The 20,989-nt window shown below is 51.2% G+C and carries 14 protein-coding genes; 13 read left to right on the plus strand and 1 reads right to left on the minus strand.

The window, feature by feature from the left end:
* Positions 1–453: 453 nt before the first annotated feature.
* The 12 genes from FCL47_RS14200 (at position 454) to FCL47_RS14255 (ending at position 16,968) form a co-directional block, all read left to right on the plus strand.
* The gene (locus FCL47_RS14200) at positions 454–1,251 is read left to right on the plus strand and encodes a TOBE domain-containing protein (protein WP_136814184.1); all 798 of its coding nucleotides are present in this window, start codon (positions 454–456) and stop codon (positions 1,249–1,251) included.
* Between the two features lie 55 nt (positions 1,252–1,306).
* The gene (modA, locus tag FCL47_RS14205) at positions 1,307–2,056 is read left to right on the plus strand and encodes a molybdate ABC transporter substrate-binding protein (RefSeq protein ID WP_136814185.1); all 750 of its coding nucleotides are present in this window, start codon (positions 1,307–1,309) and stop codon (positions 2,054–2,056) included.
* Positions 2,057–2,103: 47 nt separating this feature from the next.
* Positions 2,104–2,784 carry a molybdate ABC transporter permease subunit gene (modB, locus tag FCL47_RS14210; RefSeq protein WP_136814186.1) on the plus strand — a complete coding sequence of 227 codons (681 nt, stop codon included), beginning with the start codon at positions 2,104–2,106 and terminating at the stop codon, positions 2,782–2,784.
* A gap of 3 nt (positions 2,785–2,787) precedes the next feature.
* Positions 2,788–3,843, plus strand: coding sequence for a molybdenum ABC transporter ATP-binding protein (gene modC, locus FCL47_RS14215; RefSeq protein WP_136814187.1), 1,056 nt, complete (start codon positions 2,788–2,790; stop codon positions 3,841–3,843).
* Between the two features lie 236 nt (positions 3,844–4,079).
* Positions 4,080–5,693 carry an AMP-binding protein gene (locus tag FCL47_RS14220; protein ID WP_136814188.1) on the plus strand — a complete coding sequence of 538 codons (1,614 nt, stop codon included), beginning with the start codon at positions 4,080–4,082 and terminating at the stop codon, positions 5,691–5,693.
* An 83-nt stretch (positions 5,694–5,776) separates the two neighbouring features.
* A complete protein-coding gene (locus FCL47_RS14225; RefSeq protein ID WP_136814189.1) occupies positions 5,777–7,066 on the plus strand; it encodes an acetyl-CoA C-acetyltransferase in 1,290 nt (429 codons plus the stop codon).
* Between the two features lie 227 nt (positions 7,067–7,293).
* The gene (locus FCL47_RS14230; protein ID WP_136814190.1) at positions 7,294–8,142 is read left to right on the plus strand and encodes a 3-hydroxybutyryl-CoA dehydrogenase; all 849 of its coding nucleotides are present in this window, start codon (positions 7,294–7,296) and stop codon (positions 8,140–8,142) included.
* Positions 8,143–8,211: 69 nt separating this feature from the next.
* On the plus strand, positions 8,212–9,357 hold the full coding sequence (locus tag FCL47_RS14235) for an acyl-CoA dehydrogenase (protein WP_136814191.1): 1,146 nt from the start codon (positions 8,212–8,214) through the stop codon (positions 9,355–9,357).
* Positions 9,358–9,431: 74 nt separating this feature from the next.
* Positions 9,432–11,420, plus strand: coding sequence for a heterodisulfide reductase-related iron-sulfur binding cluster (locus FCL47_RS14240; protein ID WP_136814192.1), 1,989 nt, complete (start codon positions 9,432–9,434; stop codon positions 11,418–11,420).
* 331 nt (positions 11,421–11,751) lie between these two features.
* Positions 11,752–13,755: an acyl CoA:acetate/3-ketoacid CoA transferase gene (locus FCL47_RS14245; protein WP_136814362.1), complete on the plus strand. Its 2,004-nt coding sequence runs from the start codon at positions 11,752–11,754 to the stop codon at positions 13,753–13,755.
* A gap of 339 nt (positions 13,756–14,094) precedes the next feature.
* Positions 14,095–16,287: a cache domain-containing protein gene (locus tag FCL47_RS14250; RefSeq protein WP_136814193.1), complete on the plus strand. Its 2,193-nt coding sequence runs from the start codon at positions 14,095–14,097 to the stop codon at positions 16,285–16,287.
* A gap of 21 nt (positions 16,288–16,308) precedes the next feature.
* Positions 16,309–16,968 (plus strand): response regulator transcription factor, encoded by a 660-nt coding sequence (locus tag FCL47_RS14255; RefSeq protein WP_136814194.1) that lies wholly within the window; start codon positions 16,309–16,311, stop codon positions 16,966–16,968.
* A 35-nt stretch (positions 16,969–17,003) separates the two neighbouring features.
* Here FCL47_RS14255 and FCL47_RS14260 read toward each other — a convergent pair whose 3' ends face one another.
* Positions 17,004–19,031 carry a caspase family protein gene (locus FCL47_RS14260; protein WP_205747328.1) on the minus strand — a complete coding sequence of 676 codons (2,028 nt, stop codon included), beginning with the start codon at positions 19,029–19,031 and terminating at the stop codon, positions 17,004–17,006.
* Between the two features lie 714 nt (positions 19,032–19,745).
* On the opposite strand from FCL47_RS14260, the gene FCL47_RS14265 reads away from it, so the two are divergent.
* A complete protein-coding gene (locus FCL47_RS14265; protein WP_136814196.1) occupies positions 19,746–20,957 on the plus strand; it encodes an autotransporter outer membrane beta-barrel domain-containing protein in 1,212 nt (403 codons plus the stop codon).
* Positions 20,958–20,989 lie beyond the last annotated feature (32 nt).

Consider the following 20,989-nt stretch of genomic DNA (forward strand, 5'->3'; position numbering starts at 1 on the left):
TTCGGTAATTTTACATGCGTCGTTCAATATATCAAATAGCATTTACCGATTAATAAATCGACTTCTATCTGCAATTGTAATCTTTTCTGGATATCGTTGAAACCTGATTATTTCCATGCCGTTATTGATCAAAGGGGAGGTAGCAACAACGTGTTTCGTCTTTAGGAGGGACACTTTTGTCAGATTCTCTGTGGCATTGCCACCAAATTGTCGCAAATGGTTGAGAAAGGAAGTTGAGAATTTTTTTTGCTCGCACGGGTTGGGGGATTGCTTACCCTCTCGACATGCCACTTTATTTTCTGCATTTTATAGTATAGTTGGCGGGTTACGGTTTTTCCTGTTCACGTGTTGTCGTTTTTTTGCCTTTGGCCTGCATTTTGCTTTGCCTCAGACATACTTTTCCATTAATCGTTATGTCGAAAAAGGATAACGAAAAGTACATCGGGGGAATTCATGGCCGAGCGAGTACCGGAGTCTGACGATATCATTTATCAAATCATGGGCTGGACTGCCGCAAGACCGGCAGTTTTATTACTTCAGGCGCTTGAGCGGACCGGGTCGATCAACAGTGCGGCTCAGGTGCTTGGCATACAGTATAAATCCGCCTGGCAGAAGCTTGACCAGATCAACAATCTTCTGCCTTACCCGTTGGTTGTCAAGCGAGCGGGCGGCAGTGGGGGAGGTGGGTCGGTTCTGACCGAGGAAGGGCAAAAACTCCTTGGACGCATCGATATGCTGCAAAAGGAATTTGCCCTGTTTATGCAGTTTTTTGGCGAAAATCCCCGGGAAGCCCTGGAGACCTTGAAAACGTTACGGAGGATAGAGATGAAGCTCAGCGCCCGGAATGTTTGGCTTGGAAGAGTTGTCGGTGTTGAGCAAGGGGCAGTCAACAGCGTCATCAACCTTCAGCTCAAGGGCGGTGACAAAATCAGCTCCGTCATTACCGGTAGCTCTGTGAAGCGCCTTGAACTTGCGCCTGGCAAAGAGGTAATGGCAATCGTCAAGGCGTCGTCTGTTCTTCTCGGCAGCGACATTGAACCGCAGAAGATATCGGCTCGTAATATTCTCACCGGGGTCATCAGCACTATAATCCCCGGTGCGGTGAACGACGAGGTCACCGTTGATCTGCCCGGTGGCAGCACCGTTACCTCGATTATCACTTCGGCCAGCGTTCAAAGACTGGGACTTGCTGTTGGGGGTGAGATCTCGGCCATTATCAAGGCCTCTGATGTCCTGCTGGCTATAGTATAAGCTATCGACTACATATCAGAAAAATCGACACAATTGCCCAGAAGAGGAGCTCGTTATGAAAGTTAAAATGCTTTTTGCCGTCCTGTTGTTTCAGATTTGTACGCTGGTGGGTGCCCAGGCGCGAATCGTTCATCTCTCGGTTGCGGCAAGCATGACTGATGCCTTTAACGCGATAACCGCAGGATTCACCGCACAACATCCTGAAGCAGAATTCCAACCGAATTTCGCCTCCTCCGGCAGCCTGGCAAAGCAGATCGAGCAGGGGGCTCCGGCCGACATATATGTTTCGGCCAATCCCAAATGGATGAAATATCTTCTTGAAAAACAGCTCATTGAACCGGGAACCGATCGAGTTTTTGCCTATAATAAACTGGTATTTGTTGGCGAAAAGAAGGCCACTGATCTTTCCATGCAATCTCTGGCCACCCTCGATCGCATCGCTTTAGGCAGTCCCCAGAATGTTCCGGCCGGGCAGTATGCCAGGCAGGCCATGGAGCACGTTGGTGTGTACACCACCCTCGAACAGGAAAAGAAACTGGTTATGGCCAAAGATGTCCGCCAGGCCCTGCTCTATGCCGATCGGGGTGAGGTGGACGGGGCATTTGTCTACCGGACCGATGCACTGCTCGCCACCAATGCCATAATTCTCTTTACTGTGCCGGATACGTTGTATGATCGGGTCTCCTACCCAATGGCTCTGACCATAACAGGTGCCCAAAATGCGCTGGCCAAGGAATTTTATGCCTATCTGACGAGTCCGGAAGCGATAGCCATTCTGAACAAATATGGTTTTGAGTCTAATTAGGTATTCATTTTTTCAAATCAGCATATCCAATACCCGAGGAACAGGACATGGTATCCCTCAGCCCAGCCGACCTTCAGGCGATCAACTTATCATTGCAGGTAGCCGTAACGGCGACGATACTTGCGTTACCGGCCGGATTTGGTGTTGCCTATCTGCTCGCTTTGACCGATATCCGCGGCAAGGCGATGCTGGAAGGGATAGTCAATCTGCCGCTGGTTTTGCCGCCGGTTGTTACCGGGTATCTGCTGCTGCTGCTCTTTGGGCGTCATGGCTGGCTGGGTCATCTGCTCGGGCTCTTTGATATTCGGATTATCTTTACCCTGCGTGGTGCCGTCATAGCATCGGCGGTCGTTGGTTTTCCGCTTCTTGTCCGCTCCATCCGCATCGGCCTGGAAGGTATTGACCGGCAGTATATCCAGGCGTCGCGGACCCTCGGGGCAAAATGGTGGGACACCCTTTTCACCATCACCATCCCGCTGTGCAGCCGCGCTATCCTGGCCGGTACAACCCTGATGTTCGCCAGAAGCCTGGGCGAATTTGGCGCCACCATCGTGCTGGCCGGGAACATGCCGGGAGTGACCCAGACTATCCCTTTGGCTATTTATCAATATACCAGCACCCCGGGCGGGGACAGCATGGCGCTGTCCCTCTGCCTGGTATCGATCCTTCTGTCTTTTGTCGTGCTGCTCATTGGCGAAGGCGCAAACCGCAGGCTGGCGAGGAGATAGATCATGTTGCTGGAAGTTGATGTGGAAAAAAACTTTGGTGATTTTCAGTGTCGGATCGCCTTCTCCCTGAAATCAGACAAATGCGGCGTTTTCGGGCCTTCCGGCAGTGGCAAGACATCGCTGATGCACATGCTTGCCGGACTGCTCCAGCCTGATGATGGGAAAATCAAACTGAACGGGCTGACCCTTTTTGACCGGCAGGCGGGAATCAATCTTCCGCCTGACGCGCGTCGGGTTGGTGTTGTTTTTCAACATGCCCATCTCTTCCCCCATATGAGCGTGAAGAAAAACCTGTTTTACGGGTTACATCGAATTCCACTTGCACAAAGAAATATTGACCCGGACCAGCTTATCATGGCCCTGCAGATTGGCCAGCTTCTGGATCGCAGTGTGGCGAAACTCTCCGGTGGGGAGCGGCAGCGGGTTGCGCTTGGCAGGACGATTCTGGCCTGTCCGCATCTCATTCTCCTGGATGAACCGCTGTCCGGCCTGGACGGCATGCTGAAATATCAAATCATTCCGCATCTGCGCCGGGTTTTCGCCGAATTTTCGATCCCCATGCTTTTCATCAGCCACAGCCTGCAGGAAATGCGCATGATGACCGAAGAAGTGCTGGTCATGCAGCACGGCCTGGTTGAACAACAGGTGCCAACAGAAGAGCTGGCCCGGACAAGCCACGGCAGCGGGGGGCGGGGCTACACCAATCTCCTGCACCTTGAATCGCCACATGATCTCGGCAAACTGCTCAGCTATCGCTGGGGAGAGGTTCCCCTGATGCTGGTTAAAACGGAGAACCCGGCCGCGGGTGAATTTGGTCTGAACAGCAGGGATATTCTGCTCTTTAAAAAACATCCGGAGGCAACAAGCGCCCGCAATATGCTGCCATGTATCGTGCGTAAGACCTACCAGACAGACTGGCTGGTAGGCGTCGAGCTCGACTGCCAGGGCAATACCCTCATCGCTGAAATCGTCCCCCAGTCGCTGGATGAACTGGATATCCGCCCGGGTAACAGGATAGTTGCTGTTTTCAAGGCATCTGCCTTTCAGCGCCTTTATTAAGTCTGCCTTTTTTCTGTCACAAGACAGCCCTCAAGTCGATATCCCCCCTCCTAGGTTTAGAACCTATACCTTCTCAGGTTTTTTTGCAGATGGAAATAGGTTCTATGCCGATTGCCTGACGTGTGCAGATCAAATACTGTGCTTTCCATACATGATGCCGCGAGACATCAGGTGAGAAATATTTTTTTCGCAAATGGCTTTATTTTTAACAGCCAACACCCCACAGAGGTCTATGGATGTTCAGGCAAAGTGTAAATAGTGACATGCTCAGCCCGGTTTCGTTTCTCACCCGGAGCGTTCGGGTCTATCCGAACAAGGTTGCCGTGGTCTATGGCGATCGCAGGTACAGCTACCGTGAATTTCAGGAACGCATCCACCAGCTGGCAAATGCGCTGCTGGCGCAGGGAATCGGGCCCGGCGACAAGGTGGTGTTCATCTGTCCCAATACCCCGCCTCTGCTCGAGGCGCATTACGCCATACCTATGATTGGTGCTATTTTAGTATGTGTAAATACCCAGTTATCGAGCCAGGAATACCTCCATATTGTCAATCATTCCGACGCGAAAGCTGTTTTTGTCGACAACGAATATATAGCTCAGATCCTTCCTGTGGTCGGCGACTTTGCCAAGGTCAAGCTGTTCGTCAACATCTGTGAAAACAGCTGCTCAATCCTGCTGCGAGGCCCGGAATATGAAACTTTTCTCGTGGGGAGTGTGAAGACACCGCCCGTGGTTGAAACTATCATCGATGAAAATGCGTTGATCTCCATCAATTATACCTCCGGAACGACAGGCAAACCGAAAGGGGTTATGTACAGTCACCGCTCTACCTATCTGCACACTCTGGGCGAGATCGTCGAGTCTTCACTGAAACCAGACTCTGTCTATCTCTGGACCCTGCCGATGTTTCATTGTAATGGCTGGAGTTTTCCATGGGCGGTCACCGCGGTGGGGGCAACCCATGTCTGTCTGCGGCAATGCCTGCCGACAGACATTTTCAAATTTATCGAAAAGGAAAATGTATCCCATCTCTGTGCTGCGCCTACGACCCTGCTCAGGATGATCTGCTCTCCAGAGGCGGCCAGGGTGAGACTGCGCCGTCCCCTGGAAATCCTTACCGCCGGGGCCTCTCCTTCACCTACGATCATTCAGGGGATGGAGGAACTCGGGGCAAATGTCACCCATGTCTATTGTCTGACTGAGCTTCACGGCCCCCACAGTGTCTGTGCCTGGCAACCATCGTGGATTGAGCTTGATCCTGAAAAAGTATCGAGAATGAAAGCGAGACAGGGGGTTGCGTATACCACCAGTATCCATATGGAAGTGGTTGATCCACTGACGATGCAGCCAGTGCCGGCTGATGGGCATACCATGGGGGAGGTGGTGATGCGGGGCAACAATGTCATGCTCGGCTATTACAAGGATCAGGAAGCAACGGAAAGGGCTTTCCAGGACGGCTGGTTTCACAGCGGTGATCTGGGGGTCATACATCCCGATGGATATATCCAGTTAATGGATCGAGCCAGCGATATCATAGCCAGGGGAAGCGACATCATCTCTTCCATTGAAATTGAGGATATTATCTACCAGCATCCTGACGTGCTCGAAGTTGCCGTGGTGGCAATCCCCGATCCAGTCTGGGGGGAAGTGCCGAAAGCCTTTGTCGTTCCCAAATATGGTACAAATCCCACCGGGGAAGAAATTATCGATTTCTGCCGGAAAAATCATGCAGAGTATAAATCACCCAAAACTGTTGAATTCTGCCAGCTGCCGAAAACGGCAACCGGCAAAACCATGAAAGCGAAACTGCGGCATCAGGAATGGTTTGGCCAGGATCGCCATGTGCGTTGAGCAGGACTGGTTAACCACAATGTGCCGGCAAGTGTGATGCAAGTGCGTCATCTCGATCAACCCCTTACTGGAGCGATAAACACATGAATAAAGTTGTTATTGTCAGTGGATGCAGGACGGCAGTAGGCGCGTTTGGCGGTACTTTGAAAGATGTTCCGGTGGTTGACCTGGGGGCTCTGGTCTTGCGTAATACTTTAGAGAAGGTTGGCCTGCGCCCGGTTCAGGGAATCGATTTCAACGAGACGGTACCCAGGAAACTGGCCAACCAGGAAGACATACCCCTGGAGAACAAATACGCCAAATGGGACACAGGGGCAAGAGCGATTGCCATAGATGAAGTCATCATGGGCAATGTGCTGCAGGCAGGGCAAGGGCAGAATCCTGCGCGGCAGGCAATGATCAGGGCAGGAATATGTAAGGAAACCCCTGCGTTCGGGGTCAACAAAGTGTGCGGTTCGGGACTGAAGGCGATTGCTCTCGCGGCCCAGTCGATCATGACCGGCCAGGCGGATGTGGTGCTGGCCGGCGGCCAGGAGAACATGAGCCAGGCGCCGATGGCGCTGAGTAAAGCGCGCTGGGGCTATCGTATGGAACTCACCGGGGTTGGCGAGGTCCTTGATCTGATGGTCTATGACGCCCTGTATGAAATTTTCTATGGCTACCATATGGGGGTTACCGCGGAAAATATCGCCAGGAAGTACAAAATCAGCCGTGAAGATCAGGACCGACTGGCCTGTCTCAGTCATGCGAGAGCAATGGCGGGAATTAACAAAGGGTATTTTGCCGAGGAGATCGTTCCGGTGAGTGTGTCGTCCCGCAAAGGGGATATCATCATTGACCGTGACGAACGACCGATGGTCACCGACATGGAAAAACTTGCCAGGCTCAGGCCGGTATTTGCTGAAAATGGAACCGTCACCGCGGGCAATGCCTCCGGTATCAACGACGGTGCAGCGGCGGTACTGCTGATGAGTGAAAAGAAGGCACGGCAGCTTGACCTGAAACCGCTCCTGACTATTGAGAGTTTCGCCTCCGGGGGACTTGACCCGGCGTTCATGGGCCTTGGGCCGGTTCCGGCCATCAATCGTGCTCTGAAACAGGCAAAAATGACCATTGCTGATATGGAACTGATCGAGCTTAACGAGGCTTTTGCCTCCCAGGCGATCGGTTGCATGCTCGAACTCGGCATTGAAGTTGAAAAACCAAACCAGCTTGGCAGTGCAATCTCCATGGGCCATCCTGTTGGCTGTACCGGGGCCAGGCAGATGATCACCACGATCAGCCAGATGCAGCGCAACAACTGCGCAACCGGGCTGATCAGCATGTGTATCGGCGGCGGCATGGGTATGGCCATGGTGGTGAGCAATAAGTGATGGCGTCGTAAAAATCCTTCATCTGCTTCGTTGCTACAAAATATCTCTCCTTACGACGTACGTTAGTACGCCGAAATGAGAGATATTTTGCGCGCCTCGCATCTGCAGTTTTTTACTTAGCCATCTTATAGTTAGACTTTTTACGAGTTCATCGTAATTCAGAATTCAGACAGGGCGGGATAAACAGAACGATTTTGGCTCGCCGTAAACAAATAGAGGAGCAGATCATGCAGGTAGAGACATTTGGTGTTATCGGGGCAGGTCAGATGGGCGGGGGAATAGCCCAGGTGGCAGCAGTAAACGGGATGCAGGTCATTCTTCATGATATCTCCACTGAATTCGTTGAACGGGGGATGGCGGCAATAACCAAAAACCTGCGTCGCAGTGCAGAAAAGGGAAAAATAACCGACAGTGAAGTGCAGGGTATCCTTGACCGGATCACCCCCAGTACCGATATGACCAGAATGAAATCGGCCGACTTTGTCGTTGAAGCAGCTTCTGAGAATGAGGAAATAAAATTCAAGATTTTTTCCCGGCTCGACGAAGTGTGCCCACCCCATGCGATCCTCTCCTCCAATACCTCTTCGATCCCTATTGGTCGTATAGCCTCCCGGACGAGAAGACCCGATAAGATCATCGGCATGCATTTTATGAATCCGGTGCCGGTGATGAAACTGGTTGAGGTTATCCGGGCCCTTTCCACCTCTGATGAGACGTACCGGACAACCGTAGAACTTGCCGAAAAAATGGGCAAAACTCCAGCAGTCGCCAGTGATTTTCCCGGTTTTATTGCCAACAGGATCCTGCTGCCGATGATCAATGAAGCGATATTCTGCCTCTTTCAGGGCGTTGGCAGCAAGGAGTCCATCGACACGGTGATGAAGCTTGGCATGAACCACCCCATGGGACCGCTGGCGCTGGCCGATCTCATTGGCCTTGATACGTGTCTGGCCATTCTGACTACCCTGCACCAGGGTTTCGGCGATCCGAAATATCGCCCCTGCCCTCTGCTTCGCCAGTATGTGGAGACCGGCTGGCTCGGTCGTAAAACTGGCAGAGGATTTTATCAATATTGATGGTGTCGTAAGAATTTGAACCACGGAATTAATCGATAGAGCCAAAAACCAACCAATGGGAGCAATACGATGAACTTTGAATTAACCGAAGAACAAAATCTCATCCGCGACATGGTAAGAACTTTTGCAGAGACGGAACTCGCGCCATCGGCTGACGAGCGTGATGAGCAGGAGCTTTTTGATCGTGATCTGATGTTTACAAGACTTGCCGATCTTGGCCTTACAGGCATCGTCTTTCCCGAGGAATACGGGGGAGCAGGAGCCGATTATATCAGCTATGCGATCGCGGTGGAAGAGTTGTCTAGAGTCTGTGCCTCAACCGGCGTAACGCTGTCTGCCCACCTCTCGCTCGGCTCTAATCCCATCAATCTTTTCGGCACCGATGAACAGAAAAAGAAATTTCTTACGCCACTCGCCTCGGGCGAGGCCATGGGAGCTTTCGGGCTGACCGAACCCTCCGCCGGATCCGATGCGGGGGGAACGAAAACAACCGCTATGCGAGAAGGTGGTAACTGGCTCGTCAACGGCAGTAAGATTTTTATAACGAATGCCGGAGAGGCAGATATCTACGTCGTTTTTGCCAGGACAGACAGAAACGCCGAGAAGCATCACGGGATCAGTGCCTTCATTATCGAAAAAGGGACTCCAGGATTCAGTTTCGGCAAAAAAGAGAAAAAAATGGGCATTCGCTCATCGCCAACCATGGAGCTGGTCTTTGAAAATTGCCAGGTGCCGCTGGAAAATTTACTGGGCGAAGAAGGCAAGGGCTTCAAGGTTGCCATGAAAACTCTGGATGGCGGGCGGATCGGTATTGCTTCTCAGGCCCTTGGCATTGCCCAGGGCGCACTCGATGCCACCGTTAAATATGTCACCGACAGGGAGCAGTTCAACAAGCCGCTCAGCGCCTTCCAGGGGGTTCAGTTTCAATTGGCCGACATGGCGACCCAGATCGAAGCGGCAAGGCTGCTGGTCTATAACGCCGCCTACCGTGCCAGCAATGGCCTGTCTTACTCCCAGGAGTCGGCCATGGCCAAACTTTTTGCCAGTGAAACCGCAATGAAGATTACCACCCAGGCTGTGCAGCTGCATGGCGGCTACGGCTATACCCGCGATTTCCCCGTAGAGAGAATGATGCGTGATGCCAAGATCACCGAGATTTACGAGGGCACAAGTGAGGTTCAGCGTATTGTTATCGGCGCGGGTCTGACCCGTTAAGAAGAGAAAAGGAATGGCTTTGAGCCATTCCTTTTCTCTACAAAAACTTGCACGTAAAACATTCGGAGATCGTGATGGAATTCACCCGTGAAATTTACTGGAACGTGGGCCATGGGGTAACGACCCTCGCACCCATGTATCTGCTGGCCCTTGCGGCTGTTTCTGTCCTTGTCTATGGCGCCTTCCGGCGCATCAGGATCTATCGATTGGGTCAGCCCCTCAAGCGAAGCGATCAACCGGCGGTCAGGCTGGCGGCAATGGTGCGCAACGTGTTGCTGCAGACCCGGGTGCTGCGAGTGAAGGGGCCGGGAGTTGCCCACGCCATTTTTTTCTGGGGATTTGTGGCGCTTTTTATCGGGACGTCGCTCATCGTGGTCCAGGCTGACTTTACCCACCTGCTATTTGATGTCGTCTTCCTCAAAGGTACCTTCTATAAAATTTTCAGTATTGTTCTGGATATCGCCGGCGGCGCGGCAATACTGATGCTGTCCGGCCTGCTGGTACGCCGTTGGATCGTCCGGCCTCAGGGACTTGAGACCAAGCGTGATGATGTCATTATGCATTCTCTCTTATTTACAATCCTGTTGACTGGTTTTTTGATAGAGGGAGCAAGAATGGCAGTCACCGAAATCAATTCTCCTCTCTCTTACTGGTCGCCGCTTGGGCTGGTGGTTGCAAAAGGACTGGGAGTGTCTATGACGGAGCCATCTCTGCTCACCTTGCACAGGGGGCTCTGGTGGCTGCATCTGCTGCTGGCGATGCTGTTTATCTCTTTGATTCCGTACACTAAGTTTCGGCATATGCTGACCACGAGCATGAACTATTTTTTTGCTGACCGTGGTCCCGTCGGCAAACTTGTCACCGTTGATCTGGAGAATGAAGAGATAGAGACCTTTGGCGCCCGGCAGGTAACCGAGCTGAGCTGGAAGGATATCTTTGACAGCGACGCCTGTACGCTCTGTAAGCGTTGTCAGGACAGGTGCCCGGCATTTGCCACGGACAAACCTCTTTCCCCGATGAAGCTTATCAATCGAATAGGCGAGATCGCCGCGACCAATCCGGCAATGGATCTTATCGATGCCGTGACGAAAGATGCCATCTGGTCCTGTACGACCTGCTGTGCCTGTCAGGATATATGTCCGGCCTCGATCGAACATGTCAATAAGATCATCGAAATGCGACGCAACCTGGTGCTGATGGAGGGAGAATTTCCCGGCGAGGAAGTCATGGCCGCGATGGAGCAGGTCGAAGTGAACGGCAATCCTTTGGGGATGGGCTATGCTGCCCGGGGCGATTGGGCGGAGGGCTTGAATGTGCCAAGTCTTGCCGATGATCCTCATGTCGATGTTCTTTATTTTGTTGGCTGTTACGCAAGTTTTGACAAGCGCAACATGAAAGTTGCCAGGGATTTCGTCACCCTGTGTCATGCCGCAGATATTAAAGTCGGCATTCTCGGCAAGGAAGAAAAGTGTTGCGGTGAACCGGTACGCAAGATGGGCAACGAATATCTCTATCAGACTCTGGCTGTGGAGAATATCGAGACCCTGCAAAAATATGGCGTTACGAAAATCGTCACGTCCTGCCCGCACTGTTTCAACACCTTAGCAAAAGACTACCGGGATCTTGGCCTGACCGCCCACGTGGAATCCCATGCAGTTTTCCTGGCCGGGCTGGTACAAGAAGGCAAATTACCACTCAGGCCGGAGAGCTTTGACTGCACCTATCATGATTCCTGCTATCTCGGCCGCCATAACGGTATCTATGCAGCACCTCGACAGCTGATTAAAGCGGCGGGAGGGCACATCGTCGAAATGGCGAAAAACCGCGACCAGGCATTTTGCTGCAGTGCCGGTGGGGGCAGGATTCTGGCTGAGGAGAAACTCGGTACGAGAATTAATATTAAAAGAGTGGAAATGGCCGCTGCGACTGGTGCGCAGACACTGCTTTCTAATTGTCCGTTCTGTCTGACCATGTTCGAAGATGGGGTGAAGGGGGCAAATGTCGAGGAAAGTTTAAGGCCTCGGGATATTACTGAGATCCTGGTTGAGCGCCTCTCCGGCTGATTGGGCCGGGTCTCCCCGTCGCCTCTGACGTGCCGGGTGCTTTCAGCAGACAACATCTATTTGTTTGGAGAAAGAAGCATGAAAATTTCTGTGGGTATAAACAGGTTCCGGACACGGAATCGAAATTCAAAATGGATGCAGACGGCGTCTGGTATGAACGAAACGATGTCATCGTGCTCTGTAGTGGTCCGGGTCAGGTCAAGGAGACAATGAGAAAATCTGTGCCGGTGCTGTAAAGATTGGTAGTAGTACGTGTCAAGGTAAGCTTCCTAGATTAAACCTATTGCTATGCTCCGGTATTCCTGGGGCATGTTGGAGAGTCTCGATGCCGATGGAAAAGCCTTTTACGCAAACCAGGACATTCAAAACCCTGCTCAATCAGTTCCAGTCAACCTATACCAAGAAGGATAAAATCGTTACCGCGGAAGAGGCTGTTCGCATGATCAGGGACAACGATACCGTCGCGTTCGGCGGTTTTGCCTGTATCGGCGTATGTGAGGAGATCGCCGCGGCACTGGAACAATACCATCTCGAAACAGGGGCCCCAAAAGACCTGACCCTGATGTTCGCCGTTGCCACCGGCCCCGGCAATGATACCAATAAAGGCCTTAACCATCTGGCCCACGAAGGCCTCATTAAACGTATCATCGGCGGTCACTGGGGGCTGGCCCCCAACATCCAGCGGCTGGTTGTGGAAAATAAGGTGGTGGCGTATAACCTGCCTCAGGGCATTATCAGTCATATGTATCGCAACATTGCCTCGCAGAAATCCGGTATATTCTCCGATGTCGGCCTGGGAACCTTTGTCGATCCCCGTAACGGTGGCGGCAAGCTCAACGACAAGACCACCGACGATATAGTCCGGCTGATGGAGATAGATGGCAAAGAATATCTTTATTATAAAACCCTGCCGATCAATATTGCGGTTATCCGGGGAACGACAGCCGACACCAATGGTAATATCACTATGGAGAAAGAGGCCCTGACCTTGGAGTCCCTTTCCATCGCCATGGCCGCGAGAAATTCCGGTGGACTGGTCATCGCCCAGGTTGAGCGGGTATGCCGGGCTGGGACCCTCAATTCACGGCAGGTGAAGATTCCCGGGATCCTTGTCGACTGCGTGGTGGTGGCCCGTCCTGAAAACCACTGGCAGACATTGGGAGAGCTCTACAATCCCGCCTTCAGTGGGGAAATGGAGGTTCCCATGGACGCGATCCCATCGATGGAATTATGTTGTCGAAAGATTATTGCCAGACGCGCGGCTTTTGAGATCAAACCAAACTGTGTGGTGAATCTCGGCATCGGGGTACCGGAAGGCATTGCCAGCGTGGCCAACGAGGAGCAGATTCTCGATTTTATGACCATGACGGCCGAGCCGGGAGTCATCGGCGGGCTTCCGGCCGGAGGGGGCAATTTCGGGGCAGCCACCAACGCCACCGCCATCATCGATCAGCCATATCAATTCGATTTTTATAACGGTGGCGGCGTGGACGTGGCCTTCCTGGGCATGGCCGAGGCGGACCGGGCCGGGAATGTCAACGTGAGCAAGTTCGGCAAGAAACTGTCCGGGGCCGGGGGATTCATTAATATCAGCCAGAATTCCAAAAAGGTCGTCTTCATGGGCACATTCACCGCCGGGGGCATGAAATATGCGATCGATGACGGCCGACTCATTATCAAGGAAGAAGGTCGTTTGAGAAAATTCGTTGATCAGGTGAATCATATTACCTTCAGCGGTTCTTACGGGGCAAAATCAAAGCGGAAAATTCTCTATATCACGGAACGATGCGTCTTCGAGTTGGGAACAGAGGGGCCCGAACTGATTGAAATCGCCCCCGGCCTGGATCTTCAGAAAGACATTCTCGATCACATGGATTTCAGGCCGGTTATCCGCGAGCCGCTCAAACGAATGGACGCACGGATATTTAGACCCGTTAAGATGGAGTTGAAGGATGATCTCCTGAATATTTCCGTTGAAGACCGGATCACCTTTGATCACGATACCGAAACTCTGTTTGCTAATCTTGCCGGATATACGGTCAAATCCATCGATGATGTCAATGCAATCGGAGATACTATTGCCCGTCTTCTCAAACCCCTGGGTAGAAGGGTCCCAGCCATCGGCAACTACGATCAGTTTGTCATCGATGCAGACCTGATTGACGACTATGCAGCGATGCAGCAGACGTTGGTGGAGAATTATTTTTCCAAGGTCAGCCGATATACCACCAGCGCCTTTCTCAGGATCAAACTGGGCGACGCCCTGGAAAAAAGAGGTGTACCGCCGCATATCTATGAAAGCCCGGAAGAGGCCCATGGTTTTCTGAAAAATTGACTCGAGCCAGTTCAGGCTGAATACCCATATCCCAAAAAAACAAGGATGCTGACTACCCCCGGTGGCTGGGAAAAAAGCCGGGACTCTTTTTAGTACTCGCTTGACGGGTGCTCTTTTTAGTACTCGCTTGACGGGTGCTCTTTTTAGTATTCGCTTGACGGGTGCTCTCTTCAGTACTCGCTTGTCGGGTATATGTGCCTTACAGATTATTTTCGTGCATAAATGCCAAGGAAATAACCTGTAAGGCACTAGCTTGTCTTTGGTCTTAGCAGTAGAATGCAACTGAGACATGTGGATGGATTGAGCAGGATCTGATTATCTGGAAAGAATGGAGAGGGTATGTTTGCCGGAACACGGATTCGTCACAAGCTTCTTTTCTACTATTCACTTTTGTTCACCCTTTCCCTGTCTATCGGCTTTGCCACTGTCTATGTTATTACCCGTGATACCATAGAAAAAAATATAGAAAGTGAATTGCACAACACCTCAACCACAATCTACAACCTTGTAACGACTTCTCTGACTGTCTCTATTAAGAACTATCTCCGTAGCGCTGCTGAAAAAAATCTCCAGATTATCGAATCACTTTATCTGGATTATCAGAATGGTCTCCTCACTGAACAGGAAGCTAAAGAAAGGGCCAGGCGGGTGCTGCTGAGTCAGACTATTGGTGAATCAGGGTATATATACTGCCTGAACAGCAGTGGCATCGTCGTCGTTCATCCGCAAAAAACCCTGCTGCAAACCGATGTTTCAGAATATTCCTTCGTCAGAGATCTGTTAGTAAAAGAGCGCGGCTATCTTGAATACGACTGGAAAAACCCCGATGAGAAGAAGAGTCGTCCCAAGGCGCTGTACATGATCCATTTCAAGCCATGGGACTGGTTTATTTCCGTTTCTTCTTATCGCGAGGAGTTTAAGGGGCTGGTCAATGTCGATGACTTCAGACAAAGTGTGCTTGATGTGAAATTTGGCAAAACAGGCTACGCCTTTGTCATGAACAATGAAGGCAAAGCGATTATTCATCCCAAACTTGAAGGCGTCAATATCCTGACGGTGGAGGGATTGCCGAATGAATATCTTGCCTCTATCCTGGAACAGAAAAACGGCAGGGTGGTGTATTCCTGGAGGAATCCGGGGGAAACGGAGCCTCGTTCCAAGCTGTGTTATTTCAGCTATATAGAGGACTACGACTGGATCGTCGGCGCGGCCAGTTATCAGGAGGAATTCTATGGTCCGCTTCGAACCATTCGAACCTTGGTTGTGGTTACATTCATCATCACCATGTTGCTCGTTCTGACGCTGACCTTTAAGATCAGTGACTCGATTACCAGCCCTTTACGTAATTTAATGGAAAAATTCACCAGTGCCAGCAAAGGTGATTTCAGTCTGCGCATGGCGGTCAGCTCCAAAGACGAACTTGGCCAGCTGGCCATGTTTTTCAACAGGTTTATGGAACAGCTGGGTGACTACAGCAGTAATCTGAAACAACAGATTCAGGTCCGACAGGAAGCGGAAAACAGCCTCAGGGAAAGCGAAGAACGTTATCGTTCGGTAATGGAAGCTGCCGCTGATCCCATTGTTATCTATGACATGGAAGGCCGTGTAACATATTTTAACCCGGCATTCCGTACCGTGTTTGGCTGGCGCCTGGAGGAGTGCCTTGGTAAAAAACTGGACCATTTCGTCCCCCGGGAAAATTGGCCGGAAACGGAACTCATGATCACAGCCATCCGGCAGGGTACAGTTCTGCCGGCAACAGAAACGAAGCGATATACCAAGACCGGAGAGATCCGCAATGTCAGCATCAGTGGTGCCGCCTTTCGGGACCATCTGCATCAGCTTGCCGGCAGTGTGGTCATTCTCCGTGATATTACCGAAACCAAAAGACTGACCAGGCAGTTAATGGATATTGGCGACAATGTCCGCCAGACCATCGGGCAGGATCTCCATGATGATCTTTGTCCACATCTCATTGGAATTGGTGGACTTGTCTCGGCCTTAAAAACGACAATTAAAAAAAATAATGGTGACGGGGAACGTCTGGCTGAAAAAATTGTCGAACTGATAGGGGAAGCAACCTCCAAAGCGCGTGGGCTGGCAAGAGGGCTCTGCCCGGTTCATCTGGTGGCGTATGGGCTGCAGTCGGCGCTCAATGAAATTGCGGACAAGACGCAGTTGGCGACCAATATCCATTGTAGCTTCAGTGGTGATCCTTCCCTGAAGATTCACGATAATACCCTGGCGACACATCTCTATTATATCGTTCAGGAAGCGGTGAATAACGCGGTAAAACACTCTGGTGCGTCGTCTATTGATATATCACTTGAACAAAAAGATGAATATATTCATCTCTGGATTATTGACGACGGCCGAGGTATAGATGATAAACAACAAGGAAAAGGTATTGGCCTGCAGATTATGAAATACCGGGTTCTGGTTATTGGTGCCTTTCTCGAAATCACCAGCCAGAGTGAAAGCGGAACGATTATTCATGTCTTCATGAAAAAATCGGAAAGTATGCATCCCTGACATGTACAGCGGAGAGAGTGGATGGCCCCGCAGAAAAAACACAAGATACTGATTGTTGATGATCACCCCATTTTCTGCCTTGGAATGAGTGAGCTGATCAACACCGAAGACGATCTCGTGGTATGCGGCAGTGTCGAGTCGATAAGAAAAACCAGTGAAGCGATTGACCGTTTACATCCCGATCTGGTTGTCGTCGATATTTCCTTAAAGGACGGCAACGGCATTGATCTCGTGCAGGAGATAAAAAAAGACTACGCCCTGCCTATGCTGGTGCTTTCCATGTATGATGAATCTCTTTACGCTGAGCGGGCACTTATGGCCGGGGCCAGCGGCTATATCATGAAACAGGAGGCGATCCCTCTAGTAGTTGAGGCAATCCGCTGTGTTTTGCATGGTGGTATCTATGCCAGCTCCACGGTTAAAGATAAAGTGTTCAAACGCATGACCAGCCAGCAGAATACCGACAGCCGGTCTCCCCTGGATATTCTCACCAACCGTGAACTGGAGGTCCTTCGATTGATCGGGGAGGGCTTTTCCACCAAGGAAATTGCCGACCGGCTCCATCTCAGTATCAAGACAATCGGTACCTACCGTGAAAACCTCAAAGAAAAATTGCAGCTCAAGCATTTCACCGGCCTGGTCAAATTTGCCGTGCACTGGTCCAATAAGATACTGCACTAAACCCGGTTTACCGAGCAAAAGCCGGACACTTCTCATTATTGGGGAACCAGGATAAAATCACCTGATTGATGTCCCGCCGGAATTAACGCGGCGTATTGCGGTACCTGCGGCATTCCGAAAATCTCGGATCTGTACAAGACGCGTTCATTTATCTGCTGATGGAGGCGTACCCCCTCAATGACCTCGTTGTTGTTCTGCAATACATCGATGAGTACCTTGGCAAAGACCGAGTGTTCCCCACCGCCGATGTCGAGAACCGGCTGCTCTTCGCCCGAGCTGAGCACCATTCGGGCGTGCTGCTTTGCCAGCCTTTTCAGAAAATTATGGCGCACCTCGGTTGAACTCCCCGGCTCCATCGGGCTGATGGCGGAACGGGTCATGATCCCGGAATAGCAGGTGTCGGCAATTACCAGGATCTGCTTGGCCGTCATGATATTGAGGTAATCGGTAATTTCCACATTGGGGATCCATTTTTCTCTGCTGCCCGGATCCGCATCAACCGGCAGCCAGTAGCCGCGGCGATTGACTGGATCCAGTTCGCCGTGTCCGGCATAATAAAGGAGGAAGTTGTCATGGTCGTTCAACTGCCTGAGGGTTTCCTCGAGTGTTCGAAAGATTTCCAGGCGAGAGGCATTAAGCAGAATTTTTACCTGGAAACCATATTTGTTTTTGAGAATTTTGCCAATCTCCTGTGCATCTTTGATGGGGGTTTGTAATCTGGGTAATCTGGCATAGTCGTCATTGCCAATGATCAGTGCGTGATAGTTGCCGAACTCAACATCGGGAAATGTCCGTCCAACCGGCCCGGTACTCCCTGGATTTTCCTGGGCTTTGAGACTGAACGTCACTGACCCCGTTTTGCCCCGACTGTCTCGGGCGATGATTTGTACCTCGGTGTCACCACTGCTCCTCAGAGCCACTTTCGCGGTGAAAGTTCCGTCCGGCTGCAGTGTCTCTTCCCGGTTATTTATGGTGAATTGTGCAATACCTGACGGCGCCCAGACTCTGCCTGCGACCATGCGCGTCGTTTGCTCTGGTTCTACCCAGGCGAGCCGGACGCTGCGGGTGGCCAGAATGGTCGGATCGTTGATCTCAATGAAAGGCGGCGGCAGATTCGACAATTTCTCCTGAAGTCGGCTCAGGCTCTGGTGATACTTTTCCGCTTCCTGTGCGCTCTGGTCAACTTCTGCGCGCAGGCGCTGGATTTCGGCATATTTCCCCTCAAGTTCAGCTTCTCGTTTGGCCAGTTTCTTATCCAGATTCAGCAGTTCTGACTGGGGGATGCCGGCGGCAGAACTTTTTCTCTTTTCGAGGTCGTGCCGCTTTTCCAGCAGCGTTTTCTTCTCCGATTCCATCACCTTCTGGCGTTGCTCAAGCTGCTGTCGGGTTCGATCGAGTTTCTCATTTGACTCTTTCAATTGGCGCTTAAGAGCATCGGTGCTCGACTTCTGGTTTAAAACCTCCTTTCTGAGGGTGGCAAGCTCCTGGCGTTCCAGGCTTGTGAGGCTGGCATCTTCTGCCGGGACAAAATCCTGCATGCCGCTTGCTCTGCGATACCAGCTGTGGGCCTGTGCCGGATCTTTCTTGACGCCGAGCCCTTTCTCATAGAGAAAACCGAGACTCATCTGGGCCCGGGTGTTGCCCTGTTCGGCAGCTTTCTGGTACCACTCTGCCGCGCGGTCATACCGAGGTGGGGTGCCAAGTCCCTGCTGGTAAATATCTCCCACATAGGTCTGCGCCTCGGCGTCTCCACCCTGAGCCTGGGGCAGCCAGGCATTCAGCGCGGTGGCATAGTTCGCCCGGTCATGCATGACATATTCGCCGCCGCGAATCTCGCAATCCCCTGCGGTGGTTTTGATCGGACGCCGGCTGGATTGATAGACCGTACCGCCAAGTCTTCTGATCTGTCCCGGCAGGAGACAGTCGACCGGCAGGTATTTGTCAACTTCCGTTACCGAGAAATTATTGACCTTGGGGCCGGTTACGGTCATCTGTTCCGGTGTCATTCTGTTGGGCTGGCAGGAGACAAGAGCTATGGCGCAAAAGACTAATGAAAAAATCATGTTTCTGCACTGAAACAAAGTATTTAACGTTTTGTATAAAAGCGTGTTCATTCTTTCTCCCTATTCTTCAACATTTTGGTTTAGCTACATTTTATGGCACAAAACTTAATGTGATTACTACTAAACCTCAGCTATATAGGGGTATGAGATGCCCTTTGCACGGGACGCCATAAACCCATCCCTGGGGGCTTGACCGCAGCCATCCAGGCTGCGGAACACCAGTGCAAAGGGCATCTCATACCCCTCTGTACACCTTCTAAGCTGAACTATAGTGGTAATCACAAAACTTAAAGGCCAAAACAATTGTATTTCTCGAAACCTAAGGGTTGTGAAAGAAATGCTTGCCATTACAGCATATTTAAAGAATAGTATTTGGTATAAATTATCATCAACTCTTCTAAGAGTTATCATCATCTAGAATATCTTCAGCAGTATTTGCTGCGGAGAATTCCCTGCAGCAATGAGTATTTTTCGCTATGCTTTTTAGGTATATCCTTGTTTTTTAAAGTTGTGACATTCACTGTAGTGGATTGTTTTTACTTACAAAATATATTCATGTTTGTTCTTTGTGATTGTGGAATTTCAACAAGAAAGGAGGCTCGAACCGGCCAGCTTCATGCTACATTGTAGTATAATCATTAATGGGGAAAGTAGTGCGTGGGGAGTCACCTTTTTCCAGCTGGTCATATACAATAAAGAAGGAGGGGGGAAGATATGCAGACAAAAGATTGGTTTGTATTGAAAAGCAAAGCAGAGCAGGCAGGGTACTCGAAAAAGAACTTTCCCGGATTATCTACGTCCTGGCGCAGAGGGGTGCCAATCATGGTTGGGGCATTGCTTCTTGGTGCTGGGGCTGTTGATGCTGCGTCGCTGGATAAGGCGATTGAAGATGCGATCAGCGGTAGGCTGAACTGTGCTGGAGTTGCCCCCGGTAGTCCCTTAGCGGCAGTCTGTGGCGGTGGCGGCTCTTCGTCGGGTGGTGCAGCAGCTGCAGCGCAAACCACACCGGGTGTGGTACAGGAAAGACTGCTGAAAGCAAGAGGCGAAGGTGAGGGCATGGCAGATTCCGTTTCTGAATTATTGCCGGGGCTGAGCGTCTTTCTCTCTGGGGAATACGAATCACTGGATAAAGACCGCACCCCTTTTGAGGGCGGATACGATTCTGACATTCAGCGTTTTACCTTAGGGAGCGATTACCAGTTTACTGACAAGGTGATGGCGGGTTTAGCCTTTACGTATTACAACCATGACGGTGATTTTGATAATTTTGGCGGTGATTTTGACAATGACTCATATGGTGTGACATTTTTTGCCTCAATTCTGCCTATAGATCAGGTCTTTGTGCAGGTGAATGCTGGATATGCTGCCAAAGATTATGATCGCACACGTGCTGTTTCTTTTTCGGCCTTAAGTGGTCTGGCAAATGCTGATTATGAAGGCGACGAATACAGTGCCGGCATTCTGGCAGGTTACGATTATACCGTCGGGAATTTGAGTATTGGCCCACGACTTGGCCTCGATTATATACGGACAGAGTTCGACAGCTACACTGAAACCGGTAGTACCGGACTGGAGCTGTCTTTTGCCGATGCTGATCAAACATCCCTGCAAAGCCGCCTCGGGCTTGCAAGCTCACTTGCCTTCAGTACCGGTTTCGGTGTCCTGCTGCCCCAGGCAGGTGTCAACTGGGTGCATGAATTCGAAAACGACCAGCGATCGGAAGCCTTCAGCTTTAAAGATGACCTGAACTCTGTTGCCTTTCTGTATGAGAATGAAGGGCCGGACAGAGATTTTTTTGAGTTTACCCTCGGTGTTTCTGCCGTGCTGCCGCACGGGTGGCTGCCCTTTGTTCAGTTTCGTGCCATTGCCGGTCATGAGTACCTGGACAGCTATGCCGGGACCATCGGCCTGCGCAAGGAATTTTAGACACCTGCAGAAGTCCGCAAGGTTTACCGGTC

It is taken from the genome of Desulfopila sp. IMCC35006 (assembly GCF_005116645.1).
Lineage (GTDB): Bacteria > Desulfobacterota > Desulfobulbia > Desulfobulbales > Desulfocapsaceae > Desulforhopalus_A.

Bases quoted from the DNA above. Each gene is read 5' to 3' on its own strand.
- FCL47_RS14225 (WP_136814189.1), top strand. From the start codon at position 5,777: ATGAATAAAGTTGTTATTGTCAGTGGATGCAGGACGGCAGTAGGCGCG.
- modB (WP_136814186.1), top strand. From the start codon at position 2,104: ATGGTATCCCTCAGCCCAGCCGACCTTCAGGCGATCAACTTATCATTG.
- FCL47_RS14220 (WP_136814188.1), top strand. From the start codon at position 4,080: ATGTTCAGGCAAAGTGTAAATAGTGACATGCTCAGCCCGGTTTCGTTT.
- FCL47_RS14260 (WP_205747328.1), bottom strand. From the start codon at position 19,031: ATGATTTTTTCATTAGTCTTTTGCGCCATAGCTCTTGTCTCCTGCCAG.
- modA (WP_136814185.1), top strand. From the start codon at position 1,307: ATGAAAGTTAAAATGCTTTTTGCCGTCCTGTTGTTTCAGATTTGTACG.
- FCL47_RS14240 (WP_136814192.1), top strand. From the start codon at position 9,432: ATGGAATTCACCCGTGAAATTTACTGGAACGTGGGCCATGGGGTAACG.
- FCL47_RS14200 (WP_136814184.1), top strand. From the start codon at position 454: ATGGCCGAGCGAGTACCGGAGTCTGACGATATCATTTATCAAATCATG.
- FCL47_RS14235 (WP_136814191.1), top strand. From the start codon at position 8,212: ATGAACTTTGAATTAACCGAAGAACAAAATCTCATCCGCGACATGGTA.
- FCL47_RS14245 (WP_136814362.1), top strand. From the start codon at position 11,752: ATGGAAAAGCCTTTTACGCAAACCAGGACATTCAAAACCCTGCTCAAT.
- FCL47_RS14230 (WP_136814190.1), top strand. From the start codon at position 7,294: ATGCAGGTAGAGACATTTGGTGTTATCGGGGCAGGTCAGATGGGCGGG.
- FCL47_RS14255 (WP_136814194.1), top strand. From the start codon at position 16,309: ATGGCCCCGCAGAAAAAACACAAGATACTGATTGTTGATGATCACCCC.
- FCL47_RS14250 (WP_136814193.1), top strand. From the start codon at position 14,095: ATGTTTGCCGGAACACGGATTCGTCACAAGCTTCTTTTCTACTATTCA.
- FCL47_RS14265 (WP_136814196.1), top strand. From the start codon at position 19,746: ATGCAGACAAAAGATTGGTTTGTATTGAAAAGCAAAGCAGAGCAGGCA.
- modC (WP_136814187.1), top strand. From the start codon at position 2,788: ATGTTGCTGGAAGTTGATGTGGAAAAAAACTTTGGTGATTTTCAGTGT.